At 69.6% G+C, this 25677-nt stretch carries 22 protein-coding genes; 8 read left to right on the top strand and 14 right to left on the bottom strand.

Going from position 1 to position 25677, the window contains the following annotated elements:
• Positions 1-109 precede the first annotated feature (109 nt).
• Positions 110-1309 (bottom strand): D-alanyl-D-alanine carboxypeptidase/D-alanyl-D-alanine endopeptidase, encoded by a 1200-nt coding sequence (gene dacB, locus HD592_RS02795; RefSeq protein WP_246429971.1) that lies wholly within the window; start codon positions 1307-1309, stop codon positions 110-112.
• Between the two features lie 276 nt (positions 1310-1585).
• Here dacB and HD592_RS02790 point away from each other — a divergent pair, with 276 nt between their 5' ends.
• On the top strand, positions 1586-2092 hold the full coding sequence (locus tag HD592_RS02790; RefSeq protein ID WP_184451728.1) for an inorganic diphosphatase: 507 nt from the start codon (positions 1586-1588) through the stop codon (positions 2090-2092).
• Positions 2093-2240: 148 nt separating this feature from the next.
• Here the strand turns inward: HD592_RS02790 and HD592_RS02785 are convergent, their stop codons facing one another.
• Positions 2241-3518, bottom strand: coding sequence for a C40 family peptidase (locus HD592_RS02785; RefSeq protein ID WP_320658285.1), 1278 nt, complete (start codon positions 3516-3518; stop codon positions 2241-2243).
• Positions 3519-4015: 497 nt separating this feature from the next.
• Here HD592_RS02785 and HD592_RS02780 point away from each other — a divergent pair, with 497 nt between their 5' ends.
• From HD592_RS02780 to HD592_RS02755, 6 genes are all read left to right on the top strand, one after another.
• Positions 4016-5353 (top strand): O-acetylhomoserine aminocarboxypropyltransferase/cysteine synthase family protein, encoded by a 1338-nt coding sequence (locus HD592_RS02780; protein ID WP_184451726.1) that lies wholly within the window; start codon positions 4016-4018, stop codon positions 5351-5353.
• A gap of 88 nt (positions 5354-5441) precedes the next feature.
• Positions 5442-6611, top strand: coding sequence for a homoserine O-acetyltransferase MetX (metX, locus tag HD592_RS02775; RefSeq protein WP_184451724.1), 1170 nt, complete (start codon positions 5442-5444; stop codon positions 6609-6611).
• Positions 6612-6852: 241 nt separating this feature from the next.
• Positions 6853-7242, top strand: coding sequence for a GntR family transcriptional regulator (locus tag HD592_RS02770; protein WP_184451722.1), 390 nt, complete (start codon positions 6853-6855; stop codon positions 7240-7242).
• Positions 7239-8111, top strand: coding sequence for an ATP-binding cassette domain-containing protein (locus tag HD592_RS02765; RefSeq protein ID WP_184451721.1), 873 nt, complete (start codon positions 7239-7241; stop codon positions 8109-8111). Before HD592_RS02770 ends, HD592_RS02765 begins: the two co-directional genes overlap by 4 nt.
• Position 8112: 1 nt before the next feature.
• A complete protein-coding gene (locus HD592_RS02760; protein WP_184451719.1) occupies positions 8113-8859 on the top strand; it encodes a hypothetical protein in 747 nt (248 codons plus the stop codon).
• A gap of 148 nt (positions 8860-9007) precedes the next feature.
• Complete coding sequence (locus HD592_RS02755) at positions 9008-10162, top strand: alpha/beta fold hydrolase (protein WP_184451717.1); 1155 nt, start codon at positions 9008-9010, stop codon at positions 10160-10162.
• 140 nt (positions 10163-10302) lie between these two features.
• Here the strand turns inward: HD592_RS02755 and HD592_RS02750 are convergent, their stop codons facing one another.
• Complete coding sequence (locus tag HD592_RS02750; protein WP_184451715.1) at positions 10303-11478, bottom strand: hypothetical protein; 1176 nt, start codon at positions 11476-11478, stop codon at positions 10303-10305.
• Between the two features lie 121 nt (positions 11479-11599).
• On the opposite strand from HD592_RS02750, the gene HD592_RS02745 reads away from it, so the two are divergent.
• Positions 11600-14761, top strand: coding sequence for an FAD-binding and (Fe-S)-binding domain-containing protein (locus HD592_RS02745; RefSeq protein WP_184451713.1), 3162 nt, complete (start codon positions 11600-11602; stop codon positions 14759-14761).
• A gap of 57 nt (positions 14762-14818) precedes the next feature.
• Here the strand turns inward: HD592_RS02745 and HD592_RS02740 are convergent, their stop codons facing one another.
• From HD592_RS02740 to HD592_RS02690, 11 genes are all read right to left on the bottom strand, one after another.
• Positions 14819-15118, bottom strand: a complete 300-nt coding sequence (locus HD592_RS02740) for a hypothetical protein (protein ID WP_184451711.1) — start codon at positions 15116-15118, stop codon at positions 14819-14821.
• 178 nt (positions 15119-15296) lie between these two features.
• Positions 15297-15860 (bottom strand): RelA/SpoT domain-containing protein, encoded by a 564-nt coding sequence (locus tag HD592_RS02735; protein ID WP_184451709.1) that lies wholly within the window; start codon positions 15858-15860, stop codon positions 15297-15299.
• Between the two features lie 126 nt (positions 15861-15986).
• Entirely contained in the window at positions 15987-17213 is a 1227-nt protein-coding gene (locus HD592_RS02730; RefSeq protein WP_184451707.1) for an MFS transporter, read from the bottom strand.
• Between the two features lie 356 nt (positions 17214-17569).
• Positions 17570-19165, bottom strand: coding sequence for an SLC13 family permease (locus HD592_RS02725; RefSeq protein WP_184451705.1), 1596 nt, complete (start codon positions 19163-19165; stop codon positions 17570-17572).
• A gap of 214 nt (positions 19166-19379) precedes the next feature.
• On the bottom strand, positions 19380-19700 hold the full coding sequence (locus HD592_RS02720) for a hypothetical protein (protein ID WP_320657783.1): 321 nt from the start codon (positions 19698-19700) through the stop codon (positions 19380-19382).
• On the bottom strand, positions 19697-21895 hold the full coding sequence (feoB, locus tag HD592_RS02715; RefSeq protein ID WP_184451703.1) for a ferrous iron transport protein B: 2199 nt from the start codon (positions 21893-21895) through the stop codon (positions 19697-19699). The genes HD592_RS02720 and feoB overlap by 4 nt, the downstream gene beginning before the upstream one ends.
• Positions 21892-22113, bottom strand: coding sequence for a FeoA family protein (locus HD592_RS02710; protein ID WP_184454365.1), 222 nt, complete (start codon positions 22111-22113; stop codon positions 21892-21894). Before HD592_RS02710 ends, feoB begins: the two co-directional genes overlap by 4 nt.
• 90 nt (positions 22114-22203) lie before the next feature.
• Positions 22204-23220 carry an FAD:protein FMN transferase gene (locus HD592_RS02705; protein ID WP_246429970.1) on the bottom strand — a complete coding sequence of 339 codons (1017 nt, stop codon included), beginning with the start codon at positions 23218-23220 and terminating at the stop codon, positions 22204-22206.
• Positions 23220-23768: an FMN-binding protein gene (locus HD592_RS02700; RefSeq protein ID WP_184451701.1), complete on the bottom strand. Its 549-nt coding sequence runs from the start codon at positions 23766-23768 to the stop codon at positions 23220-23222. The genes HD592_RS02705 and HD592_RS02700 overlap by 1 nt, the downstream gene beginning before the upstream one ends.
• Positions 23765-24496 carry an ABC transporter ATP-binding protein gene (locus HD592_RS02695; RefSeq protein ID WP_184451700.1) on the bottom strand — a complete coding sequence of 244 codons (732 nt, stop codon included), beginning with the start codon at positions 24494-24496 and terminating at the stop codon, positions 23765-23767. Before HD592_RS02695 ends, HD592_RS02700 begins: the two co-directional genes overlap by 4 nt.
• Before the next feature lie 10 nt (positions 24497-24506).
• Positions 24507-25676 (bottom strand): ABC transporter permease, encoded by a 1170-nt coding sequence (locus tag HD592_RS02690; protein ID WP_184451699.1) that lies wholly within the window; start codon positions 25674-25676, stop codon positions 24507-24509.
• Position 25677 lies beyond the last annotated feature (1 nt).

The following is a 25677-nucleotide window of genomic DNA, read 5'->3' as shown; positions in this document are numbered from 1 at the left end:
GGGCTGGGCGCGGCACCCGTGCGCTTGAGGATTCCGGGAGGCCGCCGGCCGTCCAGCGGACCCGGTCGGCCGGCCGTCGCTCCGGGCTCGCTGCGGCCCGGAGGGGCGGTCACAGGGCCGCGAGCGAGGCGATGAAGCCGTCCAGGATCGGCCTCGTCGATGCGGCGCCCTGATCGGGAACGCCGTCCGCGCCCACTGCGAAGACCAGGAGACGGCCCGTCGTCGTTTCAACGATCCCCGCAAGGCTCGACACCGCTCCGAGGGACCCGGTCTTCGCCTGCGCATTCGCGAAGGCCGGGCCCTCGAGCATCCGCGTCGTCATCGTGCCGTTCAGGCCCGCCCAGGGCAGGGAGCGCGGGAGATCCGCAAGGGCGCCGGCGGATGCTGCCGCCGTCCGCAGCGCTTCGGCGAGGGTTCTCCCGCTCACCCGATCGTTGGTCGACAGTCCCGAGCAGTCCTCAAGGGCGAGGCCCCCGGTTGATACGCCCGCGCCCTCCAGGGTCTGACGGATGAATGCGGTCGCCCCGTCGAAGGAGGGCTCGGCGCCGCCGGCGCGGGCCGCGAGGCGGCAGTACTGCTCGGCCAGGGTGTTGTCCGAGGTGTGGAGCATCCAGCGGAGCTGTTCGGCGACCGTCGCCGATTCGATCGTGGCGAGCGTTTCGAATCCCTCGGGCGTCGGCGCCGGACCCGTCAGGCTCACCGCGACGCCGTGCGCGGCGAGGGCCTTAGCGAGGGTCGCGGCGACTGCGCGGGCGGGGTCGTCGAGGAATCCGACGTCCGAATCGCCCGCACGGCCCGCCCCGATCGCCATGGAGGCCGTCGGCCCGACGTAGTCGCGGGTCTCCTGGGCGATGAGCGCGCTCAGGCGGTCCTCGCCCGCGAAGGGCGGGGCGTCCCATGACAGGCTCGCCGAGGAGACTCCCGCTGCGCTCAGGGCGGCGGCGGCCTTCTGCGCGAGGTCGGCGATGCCCGCGCGCCCGGGAACGGAATCGGGGTCGGACGCCCCGCTGCCCAGGAGGAGGTCGCCCTCGGAGGTCAGGTGCAGTGATGATCCCGAAGCGAGGAGCGAGGTCGACAGGACGTCCGAGGGGTTCAGTGAGCTCAGGGCCGCAAATGCGGTCAGCGTCTTCGCGGTCGATGCGGGAGTATGCGCGTCCGCTGCGGCCTCCTCGAAGAGCACTTCGCCCGTTGCCGCGTCGAGGACGACGCCCCACGAGGACCAGCCGCCGCCGGCCGCGGCTTCACGAACGGGCGTCCAGAGCGGGGCGATCGTCCCCGGATCGACGGGGGTCCCCTCGGGGATCCTCATCCCCGCGCCTTCGAGGGGCGAGGCCTTCGGGAAGGCGGGCGGGGCGCTCAGGACCGGGGCCCGGGAAGGCGAGAGGAAACCCGGGACCTTACCCGCGAAGTCAGCCGCGCCATACCCCATAAGTCCCAGAGCGAGGACCGAAGTGCCTACAATCGCACCAGCAGTTCTGCGCCGCATGGGCCTCCTTCCGGGGTTCATCACCAACACACTAGCGGCACAGGCACGAATGGACTGATCCGACACCCGCGCTCCGCGGGCCAGAACAAGGAGGACGCGGTGGAATTCGATGTCACGATCGAGATCCCCAAGGGGAATCGGAACAAGTACGAGATCGACCATGAGACGGGCCGCATCCGCCTGGATCGCATGCTCTTCACCTCGACCCGCTACCCGGACGACTACGGCTTCATCGACGACACCCTCGGCGAGGACGGCGACCCGCTCGACGCGCTCGTCCTGCTGGAGGAGCCGACCTTCCCGGGCTGCGTGATCCGCTGCCGGGCGCTCGGCATGTTCCGCATGGCCGATGAGAAGGGCGGCGACGACAAGGTGCTCTGCGTGCCGGCTTCGGACCAGCGGGCCTCGTGGCGCACGGAGATCGAGGACGTCTCGGAGTTCCACCGCCTCGAGATCCAGCACTTCTTCGAGGTTTACAAGGACCTCGAGCCCGGCAAGTCGGTCGAGGGTGCGCACTGGGTCGGTCGCGAGGAGGCCGAGGCGGAGATCCGCCGCTCCTACGAGCGCCTCAAGGAGCACGAGGCGGCCAAGCACCGCGAGGGCTGAGTTCCGGGATCGGAAGCACCCGCGTCATCGGGGGCCTCGCGGCTGCGCGTCGCGAGGCCCCCGATATGGCGGAACGCCTGTGGGGGCGGTTCTGAAGAACCGCCCCCACAGGCGTTTCAGCTTCGGCCGATGAGCGGCGCAGGCCGGGTCAGAGCCTCGTGCCGAAGGGCATGAGCCCGTTCCAGTAGAGCGGGGCGACGTGGACGCTCGCGCCCGGATAGGGGGCTTCGATGATCTGCCCGCCGCCGATGTACATGGCGACGTGGTAGATCCCCCACTGGGTTCCGTTCGAACTCCAGAAGACGAGGTCGCCCGGTTCGAGGGCGTTGATCGAGACCTTCGCACCGACTCCGTACTGCGAGGAGGCGACGCGCGGGAGGGACACTCCCGCCTGGCCCCAGGCGAGGAGGACGAGGCCGGAGCAGTCGACGCCCGCGTAGGAGGTGCCGCCCCACACGTAGGGGATGCCGAGGAAGGTGCGAGCCGCGGCCACCGCCGCCGCTCCGCGCCCGGAGCCCGCGGGGGCGGGAGCCGGTGCCGGGGTCGGTGCGGGCGCGGGAGTCCATGTGGGCGTCGGCGCGGGGGCCGGGGTCGCCGCTTGCGCCGCGGCCTCTTCAGCGGCCGCCTGCTGCGCCGCGCGCTCCGCGGCTGCGCGCGCTGCGGCTTCAGCCGCGGCCTGGCGCTGCGCTTCCAGTTCGGCCGCGCGGGCCTGGATGAGTTCGACGGTCGTGTTCTGCTTCTTGGCGAGTTCGGCGATGTACGCCTCCTTCTCCGCAGCAGTCGTCTCCTCCAGGGTGAGCGCATTGCGGGCGGCGTTCTCGGCTGCTTCTGCGCGCTGAGCGACCTTCTGCGTGGCGCTCTCCTGAGCGGCGACCGCCTCATCGGCCGCCTTCTGCATGACGGAGGCGACCTGTTCGAGCGCGGCGACGCGCTGCATCTTCGCGTCGGCGGAGTTGGAGAAGGTCGCGAGCGAGGTCTGCTTCGTCTCGACGGTCCTCAGGCCATCGGCGTTGAGGTAGGGGGCGAGCGTGTCAAGAGTCGCGGCCCCCTCGCGGTAGGCCGTCTGGGCGACGGAGGCGATCTCCTTCTTCCCCTCGTTGAAGTCGGCCAGCGCCTTATCGGCGTCCTTCTGGGCGGACGCCGCGGTCGCCTTCGCCTCATCGAGCGCGACGCTCGCGACGTTGAGCTCCTCGGCGGCGATTTGAGCGGCCCGGCGCGCGGCTTCCGCGTCGGAGGCGACGGAGGCCAGTCGCACCTCGATCTGGGCGACCGACATCTTCGCCGCTTCCTCTTCGGCTTTCGCCCGGGCGATATCGGCTTCCGAGGTCGCGGCGAATGCGAGATTGGGGGCGACGAGGGCCGCAGTCGCGAGGATGGCGGCGAGGGCGACTCGCCGGGACTTCGTCCGCGTGATCGGAATGGGCACTGCTCCACCTGTCGTCGGGGCCAAGGGCGCGCACCGCGAAAACGGTGCTCCTCCCGGCGAGACTAGTCACTCGAATGACAATACGCAACAGGTTTCACAGTGATCATCAGTCGACACACATGCAACATTCGCCCCATCCACCACGGGGCGCCGTCCATCCCCTCTCCTCCCGGAGGACCGCCCTCGTCCCCGACGAGCCGCACCGGAGGCAGCAGCCGGAAGCGCCCGGGCCGAGCAGCGGATGTCACAAGCGTCCGCATCGCGGCCCGTCTCCCCCATCGCGGGGCTCCCCCATAGGCTCTCCACCATGAGCAAGCGAATGCCGAGCCGACTGCACGTCGGCCGCTGACCCCAGCGCACGCGACCCGCGCCGACGCGCAGTCGAGAACCCCAGCCCCGCGGCCATGCCGCATCCTCGCGGGGAGACCGGGCTCGACACCGGGCCGCCGTTCCGGCACGCACTCCCCGCTCCACTCACGATCAGACTGGAGCACCCCATGACCTCGACGAACGCCACCGACTGGAAATTCGAGACCAAGCAGATCCACGCCGCCTGGGATCGCGATCCCGCAACCGGCGCGACCGCCCTGCCGATCTACGCGACCTCCTCCTACGCCTTCGAGGACGCCGACCAGGCCGCAGCCCGTTTCGCGCTCAACGAGCTCGGACCGATCTACACGCGCCTCACCAATCCGACGACCGACGCCGTCGCCAACCGCATCGCGGCCCTCGAAGGCGGGGTCGGCGGACTCCTCGTCTCCTCGGGGCAATCCGCATCGGCGCTCACGATCCTCGCGCTCGGCACCGCCGGCAACAACGTCATCGCCTCCCCCTCCCTCTACGGCGGCTCGGTCACCCTCCTCAAGACGACGCTCGGGCGCCTCGGCATCGAGGCCCGCTTCGTCGCCGACCCCCGCGATCCCGAGCAGTGGCGCGCCCTCGCCGACGAGAAGACCATCGCCTTCTACGGGGAGACGATCCCCAACCCGCAGGGCGACATCTTCGACATCGAGCCCATCGCCGCCGTCGCGCACGAGATCGGGGTCCCGCTCATCGTCGACAACACCGTCGCGACCCCCTACCTCGTCCGCCCGATCGAATGGGGCGCCGACATCGTCGTCCACTCGGCGACGAAGTACCTCGGAGGGCACGGCGCCGCCATCGCCGGCGCCGTCATCGACTCCGGCAACTTCGATTTCGCCTCCCAGCCCGAACGCTTCCCCCTCTTCAACACGCCCGACGAGTCCTACCACGGCCTCGTCTTCGCCAGGGACCTCGGCGTCGGCGGGGCGCTCGGCGCGAACCTCGCCTTCCTCCTGCGGATCCAGACCCTCATCAACCGCGACCTTGGCGCCGTCACCTCCCCCTTCAACGCCTTCCTCATCGAGCAGGGCATCCAGACCCTCTCCTTGCGCGTCGAGCGCCACGTCGACAACGCCCTGGCCGTCGCGAAGCACCTCGAGGCCCACCGGCAGGTCGAATCGGTCTCCTACGCCGGCCTCGAGTCCTCCCCCTACCACGAGCTGCAGAAGAAGTACGCCCCCCGAGGCGCCGGCGGCCTGCTCTCCTTCGTGATCGCGGGCGGCGCTCAAGCCGGCAGGGCCTTCGCCGATTCGCTCGAGCTCCTCCCGACGGTGGCGAACATCGGGGATGCGAAGTCGCTCGTCATCCACCCGGCCTCGACGACCCACTCCCAGCTCACGCCCGCCGAGCTCAAGGCGGCGGGCATCGAACCCGGGACGGTGCGCCTCTCCATCGGCATCGAGCACATCGACGACATCCTCGCCGACCTCGAGATCGGCTTCGCCGCGGCGAAGGCCGTCAGCGCCGATTAAGACCCCGGGGGGCGGGCGCGCCCGCCCCCCCGGGCACGAACACCCGCCCCGCCCTCGTCCCCGCACCCGCCGACGCGAAAGGCCCGCCATGTCCGCCAGCGACTCCACCTCCCCCGCCGCCCCGGTGAGCGGCGCCTGGAAGGAGGGCGATCCCGTCGGCGAGCGCCGCTTCGCCGACCTGGGGGACCTGCGCCTGGAGAACGGGGCGGTCCTGCCGGGGGTGCGCCTCGCCTACGAGACCTGGGGCGAACTCGACGAGTCGAAGTCGAACGCCGTCCTCGTCCTCCACGCCCTCACGGGCGACGCGCACGTCCTCGGGGAGGCGGGCCCCGGACAGGCGACGCCGGGGTGGTGGCCCCAGATCGTCGGCCCGGGCAGGATCATCGACACCGAGACGCACTACGTCGTCGCGGTGAACGTCCTCGGCGGGTGCCAGGGCTCGACCGGCCCCTCCTCGCCGGCCCCCGACGGCGCGCCCTGGGGCTCCCGCTTCCCGGTCGTGTCGACGCGCGACCAGGTGCGGGCGGAGGCGCGGCTCGCCGAACTCCTCGGCGTCGAGGTCTGGAGCCTGGTGATCGGCGCTTCGCTCGGCGGGCACCGCGCGATCGAATGGGCGGTCTCCTTCCCCGATCGCCTCGCCCGTCTCATCGTCGTCGCCTCCGGGGCTCAGACGACGGCCGAGCAGGCCGCCTGGGCCCACACGCAGATCCGCGCGATCGAACTCGACCCCGCCTGGAGGGGCGGCGACTACCACCTCGAGGCGGAGGGGCCGACCCGGGGCCTCGCGCTCGCCCGCCAGATCGCGCATACGACCTACCGCTCCCCCGCCGAGCTCGACACCCGCTTCGGGCGCCTCCCCCAGCGCGAGGAGGACCCGCTCCACGGCGGGCGCCTCGCCGTGGAGTCCTACCTCGACTACCACGGCGAGAAGATCGTCCGCCGCTTCGACGCCGGTTCCTACGTCGCGCTCTCGCGCTCCATGCTCTCCCACGACATCGGCCGCGACCGCGGCGGGGTGAAGGAGGCGCTCGCGCGCGTCACCGCGCAGACGCTCGTCATCGCCGTCGACTCCGACCGGCTCTTCTACCCCGAGCAGGTCTGGCAGATGGCCGATGGCATCAAGGGCGCCTACTACCGCGAGATCCACTCCGATCACGGGCACGACGGCTTCCTCATCGAGGGCGATCAGCTCACCGCGCTCCTCGACGAGTTCCTCCGGCACCGCATCCCCTCGCGCGCCTCGATGTTCGCCCCCTGACCCCCTCCGCCGAGGTCATCACCTTTCTCCGCCGAGGTCATCACCTTTCTGCGCCGAAAGCATCACCTTCGCCCATCGAAAGCATCCATCTCCGACCCCGCCGAAGGCACGGGCGCCGTGCATTCGGCTTCTTCCGGCCTCGGCGCACGGGCGCGCTCGCGAACCCGATGGCCCCTCTTGACAACCCTTCGCCTCTCTGGTTCATTAGTCATGTAATGAACCAGAGAGGAGGAGGTGTCGCATGGACCTCGACGCCACAACCCCGATCTACATCCAGATCGCCGAGGACATCCGCCGCAGGATCCTCATCGGCGATCTCCTCGACGGCGACCAGGTGATGTCGACGACCCAATACGCGACGACCTACCGCATCAACCCCGCGACTGCGGCGAAGGCCTTCTCCGCCCTCGTCGACGACGGACTCCTCGTCAAACGACGCGGCATCGGCATGTTCATCGCCCACGGCGCCCACGCGCGACTCATCGCGCAACGCCGCAGCGACTTCATCGACGCGCGCCTCACCCCCCTCGTCGAAGAGGCGCTCGCCCTCGGCCTGGACCCCGAGGAACTCATCAACGCCATCCGCACACTCGCCGCCCCGCGCGCGCACGCCCCCGAGGAGCACCGATGATCCGCATTGATTCCCTCAGCCACGCCTACCCCGGCCAGCACTCCAAAGCCCTGAACGACCTGAGCCTCGAGCTGCGCGCCGGATCGATCACCGGAGTCATCGGCCCGAACGGCTCCGGCAAGACCACTCTCCTCAAAACCATCGGCGGACGGATCTCGCCCGATTCCGGCACGATCCTCCTCGAAGGCGAAGCGGCGACGCGCGAAGACCTCGTCGCCCACTGCCTCTACGCCGGCGACGATCGCGACCTCCAATCGACGACCGCGAAGAACGCGCTGCGCTACGCGCGCTTGCGCCCCACCTGGGACGAAACGGCCTTCGCGCGCCTCATCGACCGTTTCGCCCTCTCCCTCAAGGGCTCGCTCGGGCGCCGCTCACTCGGCCAGCGCAGCGCATTCACCAGCTGCCTCGCCCTCGCCGCGGGCGCCCCGATCACACTGCTCGACGAGCCCTTCGCCAACCTCGACGTTCCGACGCGCCTCGCCCTCGCCGAGGAGATCATCGCCGTGTCGGCCCAGTCCGACGGCGAACGCACGATCCTCATCTCGAGCCACCTCGTGTCCGAGCTCGAATCCCTCATCGAGCGCGTCGTCGTCCTCGACCGGGGGCGCATCCTGAGCGCGATGCCCGCCGAGGAGCTCAGATCGGCGGTGCTCGCCCTCGTCGGCGACCCGCAGGCGATCCGCGAACTCCTCAGGGCCGAAGCGGAGGTCCAGATCCTCGAGGAACGGCCCCTCGGGCGCCTCGCCGAGCTCCGCATCACCGGCCACTCCCGCGCACTGGTCGATGCCGCGCGCGCCCGCGGCATCGAGATCCAGCCGCTGTCCTTCCAGGACGCCTTCGTCTCCCTCATCTCCAAGGAGAAGTGACATGAGCACCCAACGGACCCGCCCCACCGCCCTCCGCGCGCCCGCACGCGCCCTCATCGCCGCGTCCTTCGCCGAGACCCGCTTCGCCTGGCCCCTCGTCATCGGCGTCTCCGGCGCGAACCTCGCCACCGGTGCGCTCATCGCCACCTTCGTCAATGAGCCCGTCGACTTCCCGGAGCTTCTGCAGGGCATCCCCCTCAACTGGGCCTTAACCTGGGCGATCTTCCTGGTCATCGCGCGGATCACCGAGGCCGCCGAGTCGACGGCCTCGACCGCCCTCGCCGGTGCGGGCCTGAGACTCCAGAACCGGGTCTCGTGGACGGTCCACCTCGTGTACGCCTTCATCGCCGCAGCGGTCTGGGCCGTCGGCCGCTCGACGATCCCCGGATCCGATGGGCTCGGAATCGCTCACGCCCTCGGCGGGCACTCCGCATTCGATGCGGGTTCCGGGGCCCTCGTCCCCCTCGAGGCCCTTGCGCTCTTCCTCGCACTGCTCGGAGTCGGCGCCATCGGCTCGGTGATCGGCCACGCCTTCCGCGTCGGACGGGCGAGGGGCGGTGTCGTCGCGATCGGCGTCTACGTCGCATGGCTGTTCGGCTGCGGGATGGTGCTCGCCTCCGTGTCGACGTCCGCCGCCAGCGGAGCGCTCGAAGCCGCGATCCTCATCATCGCGCTCGTCGTCCCGATCGTCTCGATCCCCCTCGCCTGGGTCCTCGCCGAACGCGGGCCGATCCGCACCGTCGGCTGATCCCCGCACCGTCGGCTGATTCCGCCCCTCTCCGCCGCTCCTCGTCCCGCTGCCTGCTTCACGCCCCTTTTTCACAGGAATCTGTCGAAAACCGCCGCGAAGCAAGCAGTGGGAGTCGAGGGCGGGGCGGATTCACTACACTCGGGTCATGACCGATCGGCCGAATGAACCCGCAGCCACATCCTCACCCCTCGACCACGAGGGCGAGGCCCCCTCGGCCCCGCAGATCGACGTCCTGGCCCCCTGGGGACCGGCCGGTCCCGCGCCCGAAGACGAATGGCGCGAAGACATCCTCGGCAGCGCCTACGAGTCGAGGACGATCCCCCTCCTGCCCGATGAGGAGGGCGAGGCCGTCGCCACCCTCATCCGCTACCTCCCCCACCGCGATCCGCTCGCGGGCCCGGAGGCCAAGGCCTTCCCGACCTCGGCCGCCCTCTATCTGCACGGCCGCAACGACTACTTCTTCCAGACCGAACTCGCGCGTTCAATGGCGGAGGCGGGCTCCGCCTTCTACGCTCTGGACCTGCGCAAATACGGGCGCTCACTGCGCCCCTGGCAGTCGGTCGGCTACGTCGACGACATCAGCGTCTACGACGAGGAGATCGGCGAGGCCCTGGACATCATCCGCACCGAGCAGGGCGACCTTCCGCTCATCCTCGTCGCCCATTCGACCGGCGGCCTGATCGCGACCGTGTGGTCGCATCGTCACCCGGGCGCCGCCGCCGGCCTCATCCTCAATTCGGCGTGGCTCGAGATGCAGACCATGGCGAATCTGCGCCCGGCCATGCAGCCGGTTCTGGGCAGGATCGCCCAGCGGAACCCGCATTGGGAGGTGCCGCTCGGCTCCGGGCCCGATCATTACGCGCGCTCGCTCAAGGACGGGTGGGCGGGTTCGGGCCTGCCGCTCCCCCCGGAATTGAAGGGTTTCGAGGGTGATCCCGCTGTGAAGGGCTGGGAATACGCCCTCGAGTGGAAGCGCCCGGGCTCCTATCCGGTGCCCGCGAAGTGGCTGGAGGCCATCATGGCCGGTCACGAGATCATCGAGTCCGAGGCGCATCTGGATTGCCCGGTGCTCTCGATGGTGTCGAAGGCCTCTTACACGGAGGAGGAGTGGTCGCCCCGGGTGTTCAGCTCCGACGTCGTCCTCGACGTCGACATCGTCGCCGCGCGGTCGTCGAATCTTTCGGATCAGGTGACGATCGCGCGTTTCCCGGGAAAGCACGACCTCTTCCTCTCCGATCCCGGTGTGCGCGCCGAGGTGTTCTCGACGATGCGGCGCTGGATCGGCGCTTTCATCAGCTAGGCGCCGGACGGGGTCTTGAATGCGGCGCCGGACGGCGCCCGCACGGTACGGTGCCGACGCGCGAGGGCCCTAGAAGATCCTCTCAAAGACCCTCCCTCCGGGCCCTCGGCGCAGGGGGTGATGGACCCGCCGGGGAGGGGTCAGTCGCGCGCGTGCCTGCGGCTCGATGCGCCTGCGGGGGCGTGGGCGTATTCGCGCGCGATCTCCCTGTTGATCTCGGCAACGGATTCCGCGAGCGAAGGGCCTCTGAGGTCGTTGATGCGCAGGTGCTCCCACGCGGGGACGAGGGCGGGCGCCGTCTGTTCGAGGTCGTGAAGGGAGGCCCACACCCAACCGGTCGATCGGACGAGTCCATCGCGGCCGAGGATCAGGCCGTCCGGCGCGTGGCAATCCGGATGCGCGACCAGTGGGACCTCCTCCCCGATGATCTGGGCGAGGACCTTCAATCCCTCGGCATCGTTGGCGAGCAGGGGGATCCCCTGTTCGCGGGCGCGGAGGATGTCAGACGGGACCTCCGGTTCAGCGGGGTCGAGCCGGGGCTGGGTCTGGGGTTCGATCTGGGGTTCGGGCTCGGTCTGGGGTTCGGGTTCAGGCCCGGATGCAGACTCAGGCCCGGGATGAGACGGAATCGGATCCGAAGGGCCGGGGGCTGCGGCAGGGGTCGGCTCCGCGGCGGGCGCGGCGGCCCCCTTCTGACGGGCCTCGATCTCCTGGACGGCCGCCGCCTGGCCGATGAGGACCTGGGGCGCGTGCCCGTAGAGGCGCGGCCCCACGGGGACGACTTCGAGGAAGGTCCGGCCGTTGGACATGCGGCGCAGGTTCACCTCGTGCACCTCCACGCCCGAGGTGGACAGGACGTCGAGCGCGGGACGGACCTGCGGATCGATCGCCCCTACGACCATGACGAGTCGGGGACCCGCCCCGGGGGAGGGCGGCATCGAGTCGCGGAAGAGCAGCCACCCCGCTTTGAAGGCTTCGACGCCGCCCTCGTACTCGCGGGCGAGGTCGGACCACGACAGGGCCGCGGCGTCGGCGAGCCGCGAGAGGGAGGTGATGAGCGTATCGGAGTCGAGACGCGGGACGACCTCGACGGAGACGACCTGCCCCGTCGCATCGAGGGCGGTGAGCCGCGGTGCCTCCCCGGCGTCCTGGGTCCGGACGATGTCGTTCCAGGTGATGGGGAAAAGCGGGCGCGACACGATCTCGAGGACCTGCGAGCAGATCGCGTCGATGATCTCAGCGGTGATGCCCGAGGGGACGGGCCGTCCGAACTGCGCGGGGATGAGCCGTCCGTCCTCGAACTCGAAAAGGGCCACCGGCCGTCCTTCCACTCACCGCACACGCTCACCCCATTGTTCCACAGTTGAAGGCGCGAAACCCAAGCCTGCGCCCTGGACGTCCCGTGTCGATCGTCGCGACACGTGGAAAGATCGGGCCATGAGCGTTGAATTCGCCTCGGAGATCGTCGGGCTTCGCGCATCGCACAGCGGTGCGCCGGTGGATCAGGACCCCGTCAATGGGACGACGGCGCTTCAAGCCGCCTCACCGGCCGATCCTTTCAGGGAGGACGGGGCCCGAGCCTTCCTCGACGCCCTCGCCGAGCGCCTCGAAGGCGAGCTCGACGCGACGAGGGGCACGCGCGCCCGGTACTCGAGCGATGCGGGCCTCTACCGGATCCCGCCGCTCGCCGTCGTCTTCCCCGCCTCGACCGAGGACGTCCTCACGACCCTCGAGCTCGCGCGCGAGCACGGCGTCCCGGTGACGAACCGGGGAGGCGGGACCTCCTGCTCGGGCAATGCGATCGGCCCGGGCATCGTCCTTGAATCCACGCGGCACCTCAACAGGGTCGTGTCGATCGACCCCGAAGCGAGCACCGCCGTGGTCGAGCCGGGCTGCATCGCGGCGGCCCTCCAGGCCGCAGCCGCCCCCTACGGGCTGCGATTCGGCCCCGATCCTTCGAGTCAGAACAGGGCGACGATCGCCGGAATGGTCGGGAACAACGCCTGCGGGCCCCATGCGACCGCGTGGGGGCGAACGGCCGACAACATCGTCGAGCTCGACTGCGTGGATGGTCTCGGCCGCCGCTTCACCGCGCGGCGCGAGCACGACCCGGAGCTTCCCGAAGTGCCCGGCCTGGCCGCCCTGATCGACGAGCACCTCGCGATCATCCGCACCGAGCTCGGCACCTTCGGTCGGCAGGTGTCCGGCTACTCGCTCGAGCACCTCACGCCGGAGAGGCACCGGAATCTCGCGGCGATGCTCGTCGGCACCGAGGGCACGCTCGTGACGATCCTGTCGATCACCGTGCGGCTCGTGCCGATCCCCGCCTCCCCGGTCCTCGTGGTCCTCGGCTACCCCGACATGATTCGGGCCGCAGACGACGTCCCCGCCCTCCTCGAGCACCGGCCCCTCGCCGTGGAGGGCCTGGATTCCCGGCTCGTCGACGTCGTTCGCCGCCACAACGGCCCCGGGGCCGTGCCCGAGCTGCCCGAGGGCGAGGGCTGGATGATGTGCGAGGTCGGGGGCGATTCCCCGGAGGATTCTCTCGAACGGGCCCGGGCGCTCGCCGCCGCGGCGCACACGGAGGCGGTCGGGATCTACCCGCCCGGTGAGGATGCGGCGCGGCTGTGGCGGATCCGGGCCGACGGCGCGGGGCTGGGCGGGAGGACCCCGTATGACCCGGCGACGGGGAAGGGCAATGAGCAGGGGTGGCCCGGCTTCGAGGATGCGGCGGTGCCGCCGGCGAATCTCGGCGCCTACCTGCGCGATTTCACCGCCCTCATGAAGGAGTTCGACATCGACGGGCTCCTCTACGGGCATTTCGGCGACGGCTGCGTCCACGTGCGCCTCGACATGCCGCTCGACACGGACGAGGGCGTGGCGCATTCGTGTCGCTTCCTCGAGCGGGCGGCGGCGTGCTGCGCTTCGCACGGGGGTTCGGTGTCGGGCGAGCACGGGGATGGGCGGGCGCGCACCGAGCTCCTCCGCTTCATGTACTCGCGTGAGATGCTCGACCTCTTCGGGCAGGTCAAGCACCTCTTCGACCCGAACAACCTCCTCAATCCCGGGGTGCTCGCCTCGCCGATCGCCCCGGTGTTGGCGACTTCGCGCGAGTCGCTCAGACGCGCGATGGCGGCGGGGATTCGGCCGGATTTATGGATCCTGCCGGGTGAGGCGATCGATTGGGACCTCGTCCCCGACCCGCAGCCCGGCGTCGACCTCGTCGATGAGTTCCTCCGCCGCCCGGCTTCGCGCAGCCTGCCCGCCGCGGGCGGTTTCGCCTTCCGCGAGGACCACGGCGATTTCGCGAATGCGATCCACCGCTGCACGGGGGTGGGCAAGTGCCGGGCGGGGGTGTCCGGCGCCTTCATGTGTCCGAGTTGGAAGGCGACGAAGGACGAGAAGGACGTGACCCGCGGGCGCGCGCGCATCTTGCAGGAGGCGGCGAACGGCGCCCTCGTCACCTCGATCGAGTCGCCCGAGGTTCTTGAGGCGCTCGACCTGTGCCTCGCATGCAAGGCGTGCTCTTCGGATTGCCCGGCGGGCGTCGACATGGCGAAGTACCGTTCGGAGGCTTTCTTCCGCCGGTATCGGGGCCGCTTGCGCCCTCTGTCGCACTACGCGCTCGGGATGCTGCCGCGCTGGACGCGCCTGTCGGCGAGGATCCCGGGCGCGGCGAGGATCGCCAACGCGGTGCTCGGCGTCGGGGCGCTTCGCAGGGCCCTCTTCTCCCTCATCGGCCTTGATGCCCGTCGCCCGATGCTGCCTTTGCAATCGGGGACCTTCGCGCGTTGGGCGAGGCGCCGCGGCTCCGTCGCCCCCGTGCCTCCCCTCGCCGAGGGCGCGGCTCCTTCGACGACTGCGGGCGGCTTCGGGCCCCGGGATCCGCAGGGGCGCCCCTATGTGCTCGTCTGGGCGGATTCCTTCTCGCAGACGCTCGATGACACAGGCGCCCGCGCCCTCGTGGAGCTGCTGGAGGCGAACGGCTTCGCGGTCATCGTGGCTTCGGATGTGTGTTGCGGGCTCACGTGGATCACGACCGGTCAGCTCGCCGGGGCGAAGAAGCGGCTCGGGAAGCTGCTCGGGGCGCTCGCTCCTTTCGCGGCGAACGGGATCCCGATCGTGGGTGTGGAGCCCTCGTGCACGGCCGTGCTGAGGGACGATCTCCTCGATCTTCTTCCCGAGGATCCGCGCTCGTCCCTCGTGTCGGGCAGGACGTTCACGCTGGCCGAGCTTCTCGCGCTGGTTCCCGAGGACGAGCTGTCGCTCCCGGATCTGTCGGGGGTGGAGGTCGTGGCGCAGCCGCACTGCCACCACTACTCGGTGATGGGCTGGGCGGCGGATCGCACGCTCCTCACGCGCCTCGGCGCGAGCGTCACCGAATTGTCGGGCTGCTGCGGACTCGCGGGGAACTTCGGCATGGAGAAGGGGCACTACGAAGTGTCGGCGGCTGTCGCCGACCAGTCGCTCCTGCCCGCGCTCGAGGAGCATCCCGACGCGGTCTACCTCGCGGACGGCTTCTCATGCCGCACGCAGGCGGCTCAGCTGGCAGGGCGCGGGGGCGTCCACCTCGCGACGCTGCTCGGCGGGGCGTCGTGAGAGGCTGGCTCTTGTCTCGGCGGTGTCGTCGACTGCGCCCCGCCCTCGCCGCCGCGCTCAGCGGACGGAGCGGAAGGCCCGTACTTTCGGCGCCACGGAGGCGACGAGGTCGTCGAGGTCTCCACGCGTCACACTGCGGAAATAGGTCGAATGGGTGCGTTTCACCGTCGCAATCGAATCCGATCCGACAAGGACGACATCCATCCGGGGGTTGTCGCGGTATAGGCGTTCCGCCTCCCGATATTCGGCGACCGCTGAATCGGCGTCGTCGATGAAGTCGCGCTGTTCGACGAGGCGGTCGAGCTCACGGTCGTAGACGAGGAGGTACTGGTGAATCGAGTCGGGCTCATCCGCCATTGTTCGCCTCCGTTTCATCGTCGTCTCGAGCATTCACCGGCAGCATATCGTCGAGCACCGCTTGCCACCGAGTGAGATCCGCGATGATCTCCTCCGAGGGGTCCTCGCCGCGGTCGATCGCCTGATAGACCTCCGAGAGCGATCGCGCGAATTCATCGACCGGGTGATGCCCGCCGTCCTACTTGAAGTTCCTTCCGAACTGCTGGCTCATCGCTTCGACGAGTTCGGCCCAGATGTGCATGTTGGCCGTGCGGAGTTGGATTTCAATGAGGCGACCATCGCGTTTGACGAGCAGGTGAATCGCACGGTACCCGGATTCTCGCGGTGCGGCGATGTAGTCCTTCTTGTGCACGAAGGCGTCGCTCCATCGGAGGCGGATGTGCTCGTCGAGATCGTAGAGGGCGGAGATCTCATCATCCTTGAGCACGACCCTGCACCCTCCGATGTCTCCCATTCGATCGAGGGAGAGTCCCGTCTCCCGCTCCGAAATCTTCTCGACGATCGTGTCCATTCGCTTGAGGCGTTGCGTCACCTCTGCATGGATTCCGAGTGTGCGGAGGAATCCTCGCAGGCCGTTGTTCACCTTCACGAGAGGAGCTGAGAAGGTCGCCCGATAGTCCGAAACGACTTCGAGGGCCGCATGGAACTCGTCCGCGCTGCTGTCTCCTCGGGCGTACCTCCGGATCGTGGAGCCGGCCTTGCGCACCGAGTTCTTTGACGGCCCTCTCGCCTGAACGGACATGTTCTTCTCTCCCTCGCCGGACCTGTTTTTCCCCGCCCGCAGACTAACGGGTCCCGGATCCCCGGAGGGCGGTGTCACACCCTCTCGCCCCGCACACATGCATCCGCCCCGCCCTCGCCGCTGCGCTCAGCGGACGGAGCGGACGGGGAGGATCGCGAGTGATCCGACGAGGACCAGGGCCCCCGAGGCGAGGTAGAGGCCGGGGTAGCCCCCGAGGTGTCCGAGGGAGAAGGCGGCGAAGAGCGGGGAGGCGATGTTCGCGGCCGCGATGGCGACGGTCATGACGCCCACGTCCCTGGCGCGCTTGCCGGGCACGGGCAGGACGGAGTTGACGAGGGCCTGGTCGACCGCGGTGAACAGTCCCCAGACGAGTCCGAGCATGATCGCGCCGGCAATCGCCGCGGGGAAGGTGGTGGCGATGGCCATGAGGACGCAGGCGAGGGCGATGCCGACTCCTGCGGCGAGGTAGAAGGGCTTGCGGCGCCCGACCCTGTCCGACCACATGCCGCCGATGATCGTCGAGATGATGACGAAGAGGGCGTAGACGCCGGTGAGGATGAGGACCCCGGTCTCCGGATCCGCGAGTCTGATGCGGTCGCGCAGGAAGTAGAGGAGGTAGAAGAGGGCGACGTAGTTGCCGAGGTTGATGGCGAAGCGTGCGATGAAGACCCAGATGAAGTCGGAGTATCCCTTGGCGAGGGATTCCTCGCCCTCGGCGAGGAGCATGTCGGTGGTTGATCCGGTGCCGACGAGGCCGCGCTTCCACGCGCCGGATGCCGCGAAGATCGCGACGAAGAGCACGACGATGCCTGCGGAGATGAGGTAGCCGAGCTCGACCCCTGCGAGGGCCGCGATGAGGGTTCCTCCGACGACGCCGAGCGTGTAGGTCGCCCCTTGCACCCCGGAGACGAGGCCGAATTGGCGCCTCGGCACCGCGTCCGGGGGCAGTGAGAGGGTTGAGGATCCGGCGATCGCGAGGAAGATCTGGAAGATGGACCAGGTTGCGAAGAGGAGCGCGTACGAGGGCGCGAAGGCTTGGATGACGAGGCAGGCGGCTGCGACTGCGTTGCCGATGAGGATCCAGGGCAGTCTCTTGCCCCAGCGCGAGCGGGTCCGGTCGGACAGGATGCCGCCGAGGAGGGATCCGATGACTTGGCAGGCGCCGCCGATGGTCATGAGGAGGGCGAAGGACGTCTCTTTGTCCTCCGGGCGGAATGCGAGGACTTGGAGGGCGATGAGGACTTGGACCGGGCCGGACCATGCGAGGTTCTGACCGGTGTAGAGGAGTCCGTAGGGGATCAACCATTCGCGTCCGACATTCTCCCTGCCGGTCTTCGCAGCCTCGTCGCTCATGCGCATGACCTCCTCGTCATCGGGCTGTCGCCTCCGTGCTCGGCGGGGGCTCCTTCGCCCGTTGCCGCCCTGTGGAACGGCATAAGTCTACGTCCGCATGCGCCTCTATCAGCGCAGGTGGCGAGGCATTTTGTCGGCGATTTCAGGGTTTCCGCCACGAGGGCGGGGCTGGGGCGGCGAGCTGGGTCGACACCAAGGAAGAAACTCTTCTCATTCAACTCGGTTTCCGAAATAGGGGCAGCGTAGGGTCCCTTCGACGCACGGAGCGGGTCGAGCGCCGCTGCTCGCCGCAGCGCTCGACCCGCCCACCCGCATCGCCTTCGTTCCGGGATCCGGATCCCTTCGAAGCCCTCCCCTCAGAGGGTGAGCCCGAAGACGGGAACGCCGATGAAGTACACGGCGAGGGTGATGAGGACGATGCCCCCGAGGTTGAGCCACAGGCCGGTCTTCGCCATGTCGCCGATCTTGATGTAGCCGGAGCCGTAGGCGACCGCGTTCGGCGGGGTGGCCACCGGGAGCATGAAGGCGAAGGTCGCGGCCAGCGCCACGGGGACGACGAGCAGCATGACGTTCATGGGATTGTCCGCGGTGATGCCGATTCCCGTGGCGACCCCGCCCATGATCGGGAGGAAGGCCGCGGCCGTCGCGGTGTTCGAGGTGAGCTCGGTGAGGAAGATGACGAGCGCCGCGACTGCGGCGATGATGACGACGATCGGGAAGGCGCCCAGCCCCTTCGCCTGCTCGCCGATCCAGAGGGAGAGTCCGAGTTTGGAGAACATCGCGGAGAGGGACAGGCCGCCGCCGAAGAGGAGGAGGACGTCCCACGGGAGGTCGTTCGCGGTCTTCCAGTCGAGGATCCTCGTGCCCGTTCGGACGTCGGCGGGGATGAGGAAGAGGACTGCGGCGGTGACCATCGCGATGAGGGAGTCGGAGATGTTGAGCTCGGATCCGGTGAAGTCGAGGACGATCGGGACGAAGACCCAGGACAGCGCGGCGAGGACGAAGACGACGGCGACGATGACTTCACCGCGGCTCATCCGGCCGAGCTCCTTCCACTGGCCCTCGATGAGTTCGCGCCCGCCCGGGATCTCGGAGATCTCGGGCCGGAAGAGGACGTAGACCATGAGCCACCACGCGAAAGCCATGAAGACGATGGCGAGCGGGGCGCCGACGAGCATCCACTGGCCGAAGCCGATGTCGATCCCGTAGTTCTCCGAGAGGGTCGCGACGAGGAGGGCGTTCGGGGGGGTGCCGATGATGGTGGCGACCGAGCCGATCGAGGCCGCGTAGGCGATGCCGAGCATGAGGCCGGTCGCGAACTTCTTCACCTTCTCGATCCCGCCCACGAGCCCGGCGACGAGGTTGAGGACGGACAGGCCGATCGGGAGCATGACGACCGCGGTCGCCGTGTTGGAGACCCACATGGAGACGAAGCCCGTCGCGATCATGAATCCGAGGACGAGGCGCCTGGGCTGGGCGCCGACGAGGAGGACGACCCCGAGGGCGATCCTGCGATGGAGGTTCCACTTCTGCATCGCGAGGGCGAGCATGAATCCGCCCATGAAGAGGAAGATCGTGTCCGAGGCGTAGGGGGCGGCGACTTCTTTGAAGCTCGCCACCTGGAAGGCCGGAAAGATGACGAGCGGGAGGAGGGCCGTGGCGGCGAGGGGGATCGCTTCGGTCATCCACCAGACTCCGAGGAGGACCGCCGCGAAGACGACGACCCGCAGACCGAGGTCGGTGAAGGGGACGAAGTCTTCGCCCGCCGAAGCGGCGGCGACTTCATTGACCTGATCGACGCCCGAGGCGGGGAAGAGGAAGAAGGCGAGGAGGGCCAGGGCGAGGCCGCCGACGATGCCGATGACCTGCCGCCTCCACTGACTCGCCTTGGGCGCTTCTTCGTCGAGGGCGCGTGGCGTTGATGTCGATGCGTGCGTGATGGGAACGCTCATGGCTGCACTCCTTCGGGCTGCCTTGAGGAGAGGACGGGGACTCGGCCACCATAAATGAGACTTAAGTCCTACTTTTGCGAAGGTGGGACTTCGGTCCCAAATTGTTACCTCTCGCAAGAATGCGCGGCGGACTCGCCCATCCGTTCAGCCCGGACCGCCCTCGGTGCGCGCCCTCCGCGCACACGCCTCCTGAGCGATGCGCGCGCCCTCCGGGTCACCGACTCGCGAAGCCGACGGGCAGGAGCGGGCACCCCGCGCAATGCAGGCGCGCCTCCTCCCCCGCGCCTGCGCCGCAGGCGCCCAATCCCGAGGCGCACAGGCTCTCGGCCCTGCCGAGCAGCCCCTGACGCTGCATCTCATCGACCATGAGCGCCGCCATCTGAGCGGGCATCCCCGCCTCAGCCGCCGCTGCGTTCACCGTCGCCCCTCGGCTCAAGGCGAGGAACAGGCGCTGACGCACCCCGATGGGACGCGGCGCGGGCAGCTGCCGCGCGCTCCCCGAGGACGCGCCCCGCCCGCGCCCCAGCAGCTTCACAGGAAGAGTCTTCCGATCTGGAAGATCGCGACCGCCAACAGCCAGGCCGCCACCAGCTGCACGCCGACGGCACCCGCGGTGATCCGCCCGCCGACCTGTCGCGCCTGCTCGGCGACGGTCGCGAGGCAGGGCGTGTAGGCGAGCACGAAGACCATGAAGGCGAAGGCCGCCAGGGGCGCGGCGTCCCCCGCCGTGCCTTGGAAGGTAGAGGTGATGAGTTCGGGCAGCGAGCCGAGGTCGGAGCCGCCCTCCTCCGCATCGCCCGCCGTCGCCGGGTCGAGGTTGTAGGAGGTGACGATCGAGGAGATCAGGGTCTCCTTGGCGACGAAGCCCGTCATGAGGGCGCCCGTCATGTGCCAGTCCCCGAAGCCCGCCGGTTCGAAGGCGGGCACGAGCAGCTGGGCGGTCGCTCCGTAAACGGAGTCCTCCATCGGGAGCTCCTCATCGGCGAAGGAGTAGCCGCCCGCGACGGGGATCGCCGACATGAGCCACACGACGAGGGTCATGAGGACGATCACCTTGCCCGCGCCCTTGACGAAGGCCCAGGCGCGCAGCCACGTGGATTTGAGCGTGACGAGCAGTCGCGGCATCTGATAGGCGGGCAGGACGAGCATGAGGGGGGCCTCGCTCGCGTTCCTGTTGAGGAAGGGGCGCAGGACGAGGGCCGCGATGATGACGAGCAGGATCGACAGGACGTACATCGCGAAGATCACCGTCCCCGCATGAACGGGGAAGAAGATCCTGGCGATCATGAGGTAGATCGTGAGCCGCGCGGCGCAGGAGGTGTAGGGGGTGATGAGCACCGTGATGAGGCGCTGGCGCGCGTTCGACAGGGTGCGCACCGCGGCGAGGGAGGGGAGGTTGCAGCCGAAGCCCATGATGAGCGGCATGATGACGCGCCCGTCGAGCCCGATCGCCCGCATCACCCGGTCGCCGAGGAAGGCCGCGCGGGCCATGTACCCGGAGTCCTCGAGGATCGAGATGAGGAGGAAGATGACGAACATCAGCGGGAGGAAGGAGGCGACGACGCCGAGGCCGGTCGCGAGCCCCCCGACGAGGAGCCCGTGGAGCCAGGTCCCCTGCCAGCCGAGGGCCGCAAGGCCGGCGTTGATGAGGTTGGCGAGGGAGACGGCCCCCGGGTCCTCGGAGGTGAAGAGCGCATCGAAGAAGTCCTGGACGGGCCCGACCCATTCGCCCGCGACTTTGAAGAGGAACCACATGAGCGCGAAGAACACGGGGATCCCCACGACCGGATGGAGGAGGAGCCGATCGATCCTGTCCGATCGCGACGGCTTCGCCTGGTCGGCGCGCGCGCCGAAGGCGTCGGCCTCGACCCCCTCGACCCAGGCGAAGAGGTCGTCGGCCACGGCGAGGGGATCCTTCTCGCGCATCTTCGCCGCGGCGGCCGCGGCCGAGGAATCGGGGGCGGGCTCGCGCATGAGGCAGTCGAGGCCGCGCCCGCAGCCGCATTCGGGGTCGAGGGCCTCGTCGGCGCCGCGCTCCTCCTGCGCCATCTCGAGGGCGCCGAGGGCGGCGGTCGCGCTGTACCCGGGGGCCGCGGGATCGGGCTCGATGCCCGCGACGCGCGGCCGCGTCCGCAGGGCGGCGCGGACCATGTCTTCAAGGGCGTCGAGGCCCTTGTGCGAGCGGGGGTCGATCGCCATGACGGGGACGCCGAGGGCGCGGCCGAGCGAGGCGACGTCGGTCGTCTCGCCCTCGTGGGCGGTGACGTCGGAGAGGGTGACGACTGCGGCGACGGGGCGGCCCGTGCGCGCGACCTGCGCGAGCAGGTAGAGCGAGCGCGTGAGGGCCGTCGCATCGAGGAGGACGAGGACGAGGTCGATGCCCCGGCCCCGAGCGGGGTCGGTGAAGGATCCGGGCGCTCCGGCGAGGGTGTCGACGACGACCTGCTCGTCGAGGGAGTTCGCGATGAGGGAGTAGGTGCCGGGCAGGTCGAGGATGCGGGCGCCGACGGCGGTCCATGCGCCGGCCATGACCTCGACGGTCGTGCCGGGCGCGTTGACGACGGCCTGGCGGGCGCCGGTGACGAGGTTGAAGAGGGTCGACTTGCCGACGTTCGGGTTGCCGACGAGGACGATCGTCGGATCGACCCTGAGGCGTTCTGCGTGCTCTTCGGGCACCGGGTTCGCCACGGCGGACGGGGCCGATGAGGGTGCGCATTTCGGGCAGCTCATGCGGCGACCTCCACGTCGATGCGCTTCGCGGAGCGTGCATCGACCGCGACGCGGGTGCCGGCGATGTTGAGGACGACGCCGCCGAAGGCGGCGCGGTTGGCGAGGTAGAACTCCGTGCCCGGTCGCAGTCCGAGTTCCTGGAGGCGGAGCCTGTGCGCGGGGTCGACGTCGATCCGCACGAGACGGCCGTGGCTGTTCCTGGGGCACTTCGAGAGCATCACGAAGGTAAGACTACACTTTGTTTTCTAATCCTTGATAAACAATCTCCCCCCCTCGGCCCCGCCGGCCCCGCCCTCGACTCAGGGGCATCAGTCGCTCCGAGGAGCCCAAGGCGCCCCGCCGGAGCGCACGGGGCCTTCGGAGGTCATGAGGACGAACTCCCATCCGCACCCGACCCCCCGCTCCTGCGCCCAGCGGCGGACCGCCTCCTCATCGACGCAATCGGCGCCCCCGACGACGAGGGCCGTCGAGAGCACCTCCGCCAGAACCCCCGAGGCGCACATCACCGTCGCCTGGCGGATCCCCGAAGACGCGAAACGCCCCGAGCGCGGATCGAGGATGTGCCGGGCGAAGGGGGAGGCGGCCCCGGGGAGCAGTGCTCCCGAAGTGGACAGGGAGCCCCGGGCGAGATCGACACGACTGCCCCATGAATCCTCGGGCCCTTCGGGATCGCGCAGGCCCACGCGCCAGGCGGACCCGTCCCTGCGCGAGCCGTGAACCGCGATCGAGGAGGTGCCCACGGAGACGAGGACCCCCTCCGCGCCCGCACTCGCCGCCGCGTCCCGGAGACGATCAGCCGTCTCCCCCTTCGCGATGCCGCCCAGATCGAGGCGGGGCCGCGGCCCCTCATCCCCGGCGATGCGCCAACGCCCCCTCGAATCCCTGTGAAGACGCGAGGGATCGCAGGCCCGCACGGCCCGCTCGACCTCCTCATCCGAGGGCGTCGGCGCGGGCCGGGCACCCCCGGCCCCGGGGCTCCGCGCTCCTTTGAGGCCCCAGAGCTCGACGAGCGCTCCGACCAGGGGCGAGAAGGCGCCGCCGCTCGCCTCCGACAGCTCCACGGCGTCACGGAGGAGCGCGTCGCTGCGCCGGTCCACCGGGCACCAGTCGGTACTCGCATTGATGCGGGAGACATCCGAATCACTGCGGAAGACGGACCACAGGGATTCCAGTTCGGCGACGAGCGCGCAGGAGTCGCGGGCGATCGCGGCGGGATCACCGCCCCGGCCCGCAACATCGATGCGCGTCCCCATCGCGGGGAAGGAGAATCGCCAATCGGACTCGCCCCCCGCCAGGGGGAGGGACAGATCGATGAGCGCCCCCATCACCCCTGCTTCCCGGTCCCGCCGAGGTCCTCGTCGAGCCCCGGGTCCCCCTCGCCCGTCGAGTCCTTCAGACCGGGGATGTCGATGCGGTCGGCGCCGGCGTCCTCGACCCCCTGGGCGGCGCTGATCGCCCGGATTGCGGCCTGCATGAACTGGCTGTGCGCGACGGTCGCACCGGAGATGACATCAACCTTCGAGGGGTCGTCCTCATCGGTGAGCTGCTGGGAGTAGCGGGCGAAGGACTCGACCGCCTTCTGCGCCCGGGCGTAATAGTCCTCGTTGAACACCTGGCCCGACGAGTCCTTCCCGTACTCGCCGTCCTTGTCCGAGCCGTCGGCGCGCTTCGTCTCGTAGACGGTCTTCGTGATGTCGCCGCCCTCGACGCTGATCGTGATGACCCCGACGGCGCCCTGATCGTCCGGATTCGAACGCGCGCTCCACTCCCCGTCCCTCATCGGCACCGACATGTCGATCGTGTACGAGGGCGAGCAGGCCGCGAGCATCATCGCGCCCAGTCCGACGGCCCCGATCCCCAAAGCGTTCCTCATCGCAGTGCGGCCTTGTCCTTTCCGGTCGCCCTGAAGGGGCGGTCCTGCTCGTGCAGAGTCTCCTTGAGGACCCTGCCGTGCTCGAGGGCGATCTCCCGCTGGCCGCAGCCCGCGACCCGGGCGTCGTGGGTGACGACCATGAGGGTCGTCCCCTCGCGGTGGAGCTGGCCGAAGAGGTCGAGGACGATCTCCTCGTTCCTCTCGTCGAGGTTGCCGGTCGGTTCGTCGGCGAGGATGAGCTTCGGGTAGTTGATGAGGGCGCGCGCGACGCACACCCGCTGCTGCTCGCCGCCGGAGAGCTGACGGGGAAGATGGGAGGCCCGATCGGCCAGGCCGACTCGGTCGAGGGCCTCCATGGCCTCGGCCTCGTCGGGCATCGAGTGGTAGTACTGGGCGACCATGACGTTCTCGAGGGCGCTGAGGTGGCCGATGAGATGGAACTGCTGGAAGACGAGGCCGATCGTGTCGCGCCGGATCTCGGTGAGCTCATCGCGGGTGAGGTCGGAGATGTCGTGCCCGTCGAGCAGGACCGTCCCCCGCGAGGGGGTGTCCATGCAGCCGACGATGTTCATCAAGGTCGTCTTCCCCGAGCCCGAGGGGCCGACGATCGAGAGCCATTGGCCCCGGGGGACCTGCAGGCTGATCTCGTCGATCGCGTGGAGGTCCCCGTAGATCTTCGACACCCCCCGCAGGTCGAGGAGGGGACGAGTCCGTTCTTCTTCAGTCATGCTTCTTCCTTCATTCTCCGCGCAGGACGAGGGCCGGATCGATGGCGGCGGCCCGTCTCACCGGGGGCAGGCAGGCGAGGACGGAGACGCCGATGGAGGCGAGGACGGTGATGACGAGGATCAGGACCGGCGCGTCGACGCTGCGGTGGAACACGTTGAGGGCGACGCCGGATGCGAGGGCGTAGCCGAACAGGGCGCCGAAGCAGCCCCCTACGAGTCCGAGCAGCGCGCTCTCCCCGACGAATTCGACGATGACGGAGCGCGACGAGGCGCCGAGGGCCTTGCGGAGGCCGATCTCGGTCCGGCGTTCGGCGACGACGGCGACCATCGTCGTCGAGACGCCGATCATCGTGAGGGCGAGGACGATTCCCGTGATGATCGCGAGCAGGGAGCGCAGCATGTCGAGCACCCCCGAGTCGGAGGCGGCGAGGCGTTTGACGACGCGCGCCGAGACGTCCTGCGCCCCGCTCTCGATGGACTGGGCGATCTGGGCGAGGCGCTCGGACTCCGCGGCGATCGAGTACTCGACGATGCTCGGGGCGGGTTCGGCCCCGGTGATCCCTTGAATGTCGGCGGAGCCCGTGTACATGTAGCCGTCCTCGTTGCCGCCGGTTTTGAGGACGCCGGAGACCAGGAGGGAGAGGGGCTCGTCCTTCTGGGCCCGCGATGACTGCCCGGCCGGGTCCCGCTTCGGGTCGAGGAGGGCGGAGACGAGGATCCGGTCGCCGGGGTTCGCGCCGATGGTCTGCGCGATCTCCTCCCCGATGAGGACTTCCCCGTCGCCGCCGGGCCAGGCGCCCTCGACGAACCAGTAGGGGTTCATGGCGCGGACCGAGGCCAGGTCGCTCCCCGCGGCGATGAAGGGCTGGTCGTTGATGAGAACGGTCGCGTATTCGAAGGCGGCGGAGCCGACGAGGAGGTCCTTCGGGACGGCGCGCTCGACCGCGGCCAGGGCCGCTTCGTCGAGCGAGGCGGCGCCCGGGCCCGGGGAGACGACGAGATTCGCCCCGTAGGAGCGGACTTCCCGGGCCATCTGCGCGGGGACGTCGATGGCGATCGTCGCCAGGCCCGACAGGGTGGTCGCGCCGATCGCGACCGCGAGGATCGCGATGAGGACCCGGGAGCGCCTACGGATGATCGAGGACATGACCATCCGCCAGAACATCGTGCGACGGCTCATG

It is taken from the genome of Schaalia hyovaginalis, assembly GCF_014208035.1.
Taxonomy (GTDB): domain Bacteria; phylum Actinomycetota; class Actinomycetes; order Actinomycetales; family Actinomycetaceae; genus Pauljensenia; species Pauljensenia hyovaginalis.
Note: the sequence above shows the minus strand (reverse complement) of the source record. Positions and strands in the feature narration are given on the sequence as shown.

Coding starts and splice junctions, on each gene's coding strand:
- metX (WP_184451724.1), top strand. CDS start 5,442: ATGTCCGCCAGCGACTCCACCTCCCCCGCCGCCCCGGTGAGCGGCGCC.
- HD592_RS02735 (WP_184451709.1), bottom strand. CDS start 15,860: ATGTCCGTTCAGGCGAGAGGGCCGTCAAAGAACTCGGTGCGCAAGGCC.
- HD592_RS02780 (WP_184451726.1), top strand. CDS start 4,016: ATGACCTCGACGAACGCCACCGACTGGAAATTCGAGACCAAGCAGATC.
- HD592_RS02700 (WP_184451701.1), bottom strand. CDS start 23,768: ATGAGGAACGCTTTGGGGATCGGGGCCGTCGGACTGGGCGCGATGATG.
- HD592_RS02695 (WP_184451700.1), bottom strand. CDS start 24,496: ATGACTGAAGAAGAACGGACTCGTCCCCTCCTCGACCTGCGGGGGGTG.
- HD592_RS02770 (WP_184451722.1), top strand. CDS start 6,853: ATGGACCTCGACGCCACAACCCCGATCTACATCCAGATCGCCGAGGAC.
- dacB (WP_246429971.1), bottom strand. CDS start 1,309: ATGAGGATCCCCGAGGGGACCCCCGTCGATCCGGGGACGATCGCCCCG.
- HD592_RS02705 (WP_246429970.1), bottom strand. CDS start 23,220: ATGGGGGCGCTCATCGATCTGTCCCTCCCCCTGGCGGGGGGCGAGTCC.
- HD592_RS02745 (WP_184451713.1), top strand. CDS start 11,600: ATGAGCGTTGAATTCGCCTCGGAGATCGTCGGGCTTCGCGCATCGCAC.
- HD592_RS02725 (WP_184451705.1), bottom strand. CDS start 19,165: ATGAGCGTTCCCATCACGCACGCATCGACATCAACGCCACGCGCCCTC.
- HD592_RS02730 (WP_184451707.1), bottom strand. CDS start 17,213: ATGAGCGACGAGGCTGCGAAGACCGGCAGGGAGAATGTCGGACGCGAA.
- HD592_RS02765 (WP_184451721.1), top strand. CDS start 7,239: ATGATCCGCATTGATTCCCTCAGCCACGCCTACCCCGGCCAGCACTCC.
- HD592_RS02760 (WP_184451719.1), top strand. CDS start 8,113: ATGAGCACCCAACGGACCCGCCCCACCGCCCTCCGCGCGCCCGCACGC.
- feoB (WP_184451703.1), bottom strand. CDS start 21,895: ATGAGCTGCCCGAAATGCGCACCCTCATCGGCCCCGTCCGCCGTGGCG.
- HD592_RS02755 (WP_184451717.1), top strand. CDS start 9,008: ATGACCGATCGGCCGAATGAACCCGCAGCCACATCCTCACCCCTCGAC.
- HD592_RS02710 (WP_184454365.1), bottom strand. CDS start 22,113: ATGCTCTCGAAGTGCCCCAGGAACAGCCACGGCCGTCTCGTGCGGATC.
- HD592_RS02740 (WP_184451711.1), bottom strand. CDS start 15,118: ATGGCGGATGAGCCCGACTCGATTCACCAGTACCTCCTCGTCTACGAC.
- HD592_RS02690 (WP_184451699.1), bottom strand. CDS start 25,676: ATGAGCCGTCGCACGATGTTCTGGCGGATGGTCATGTCCTCGATCATC.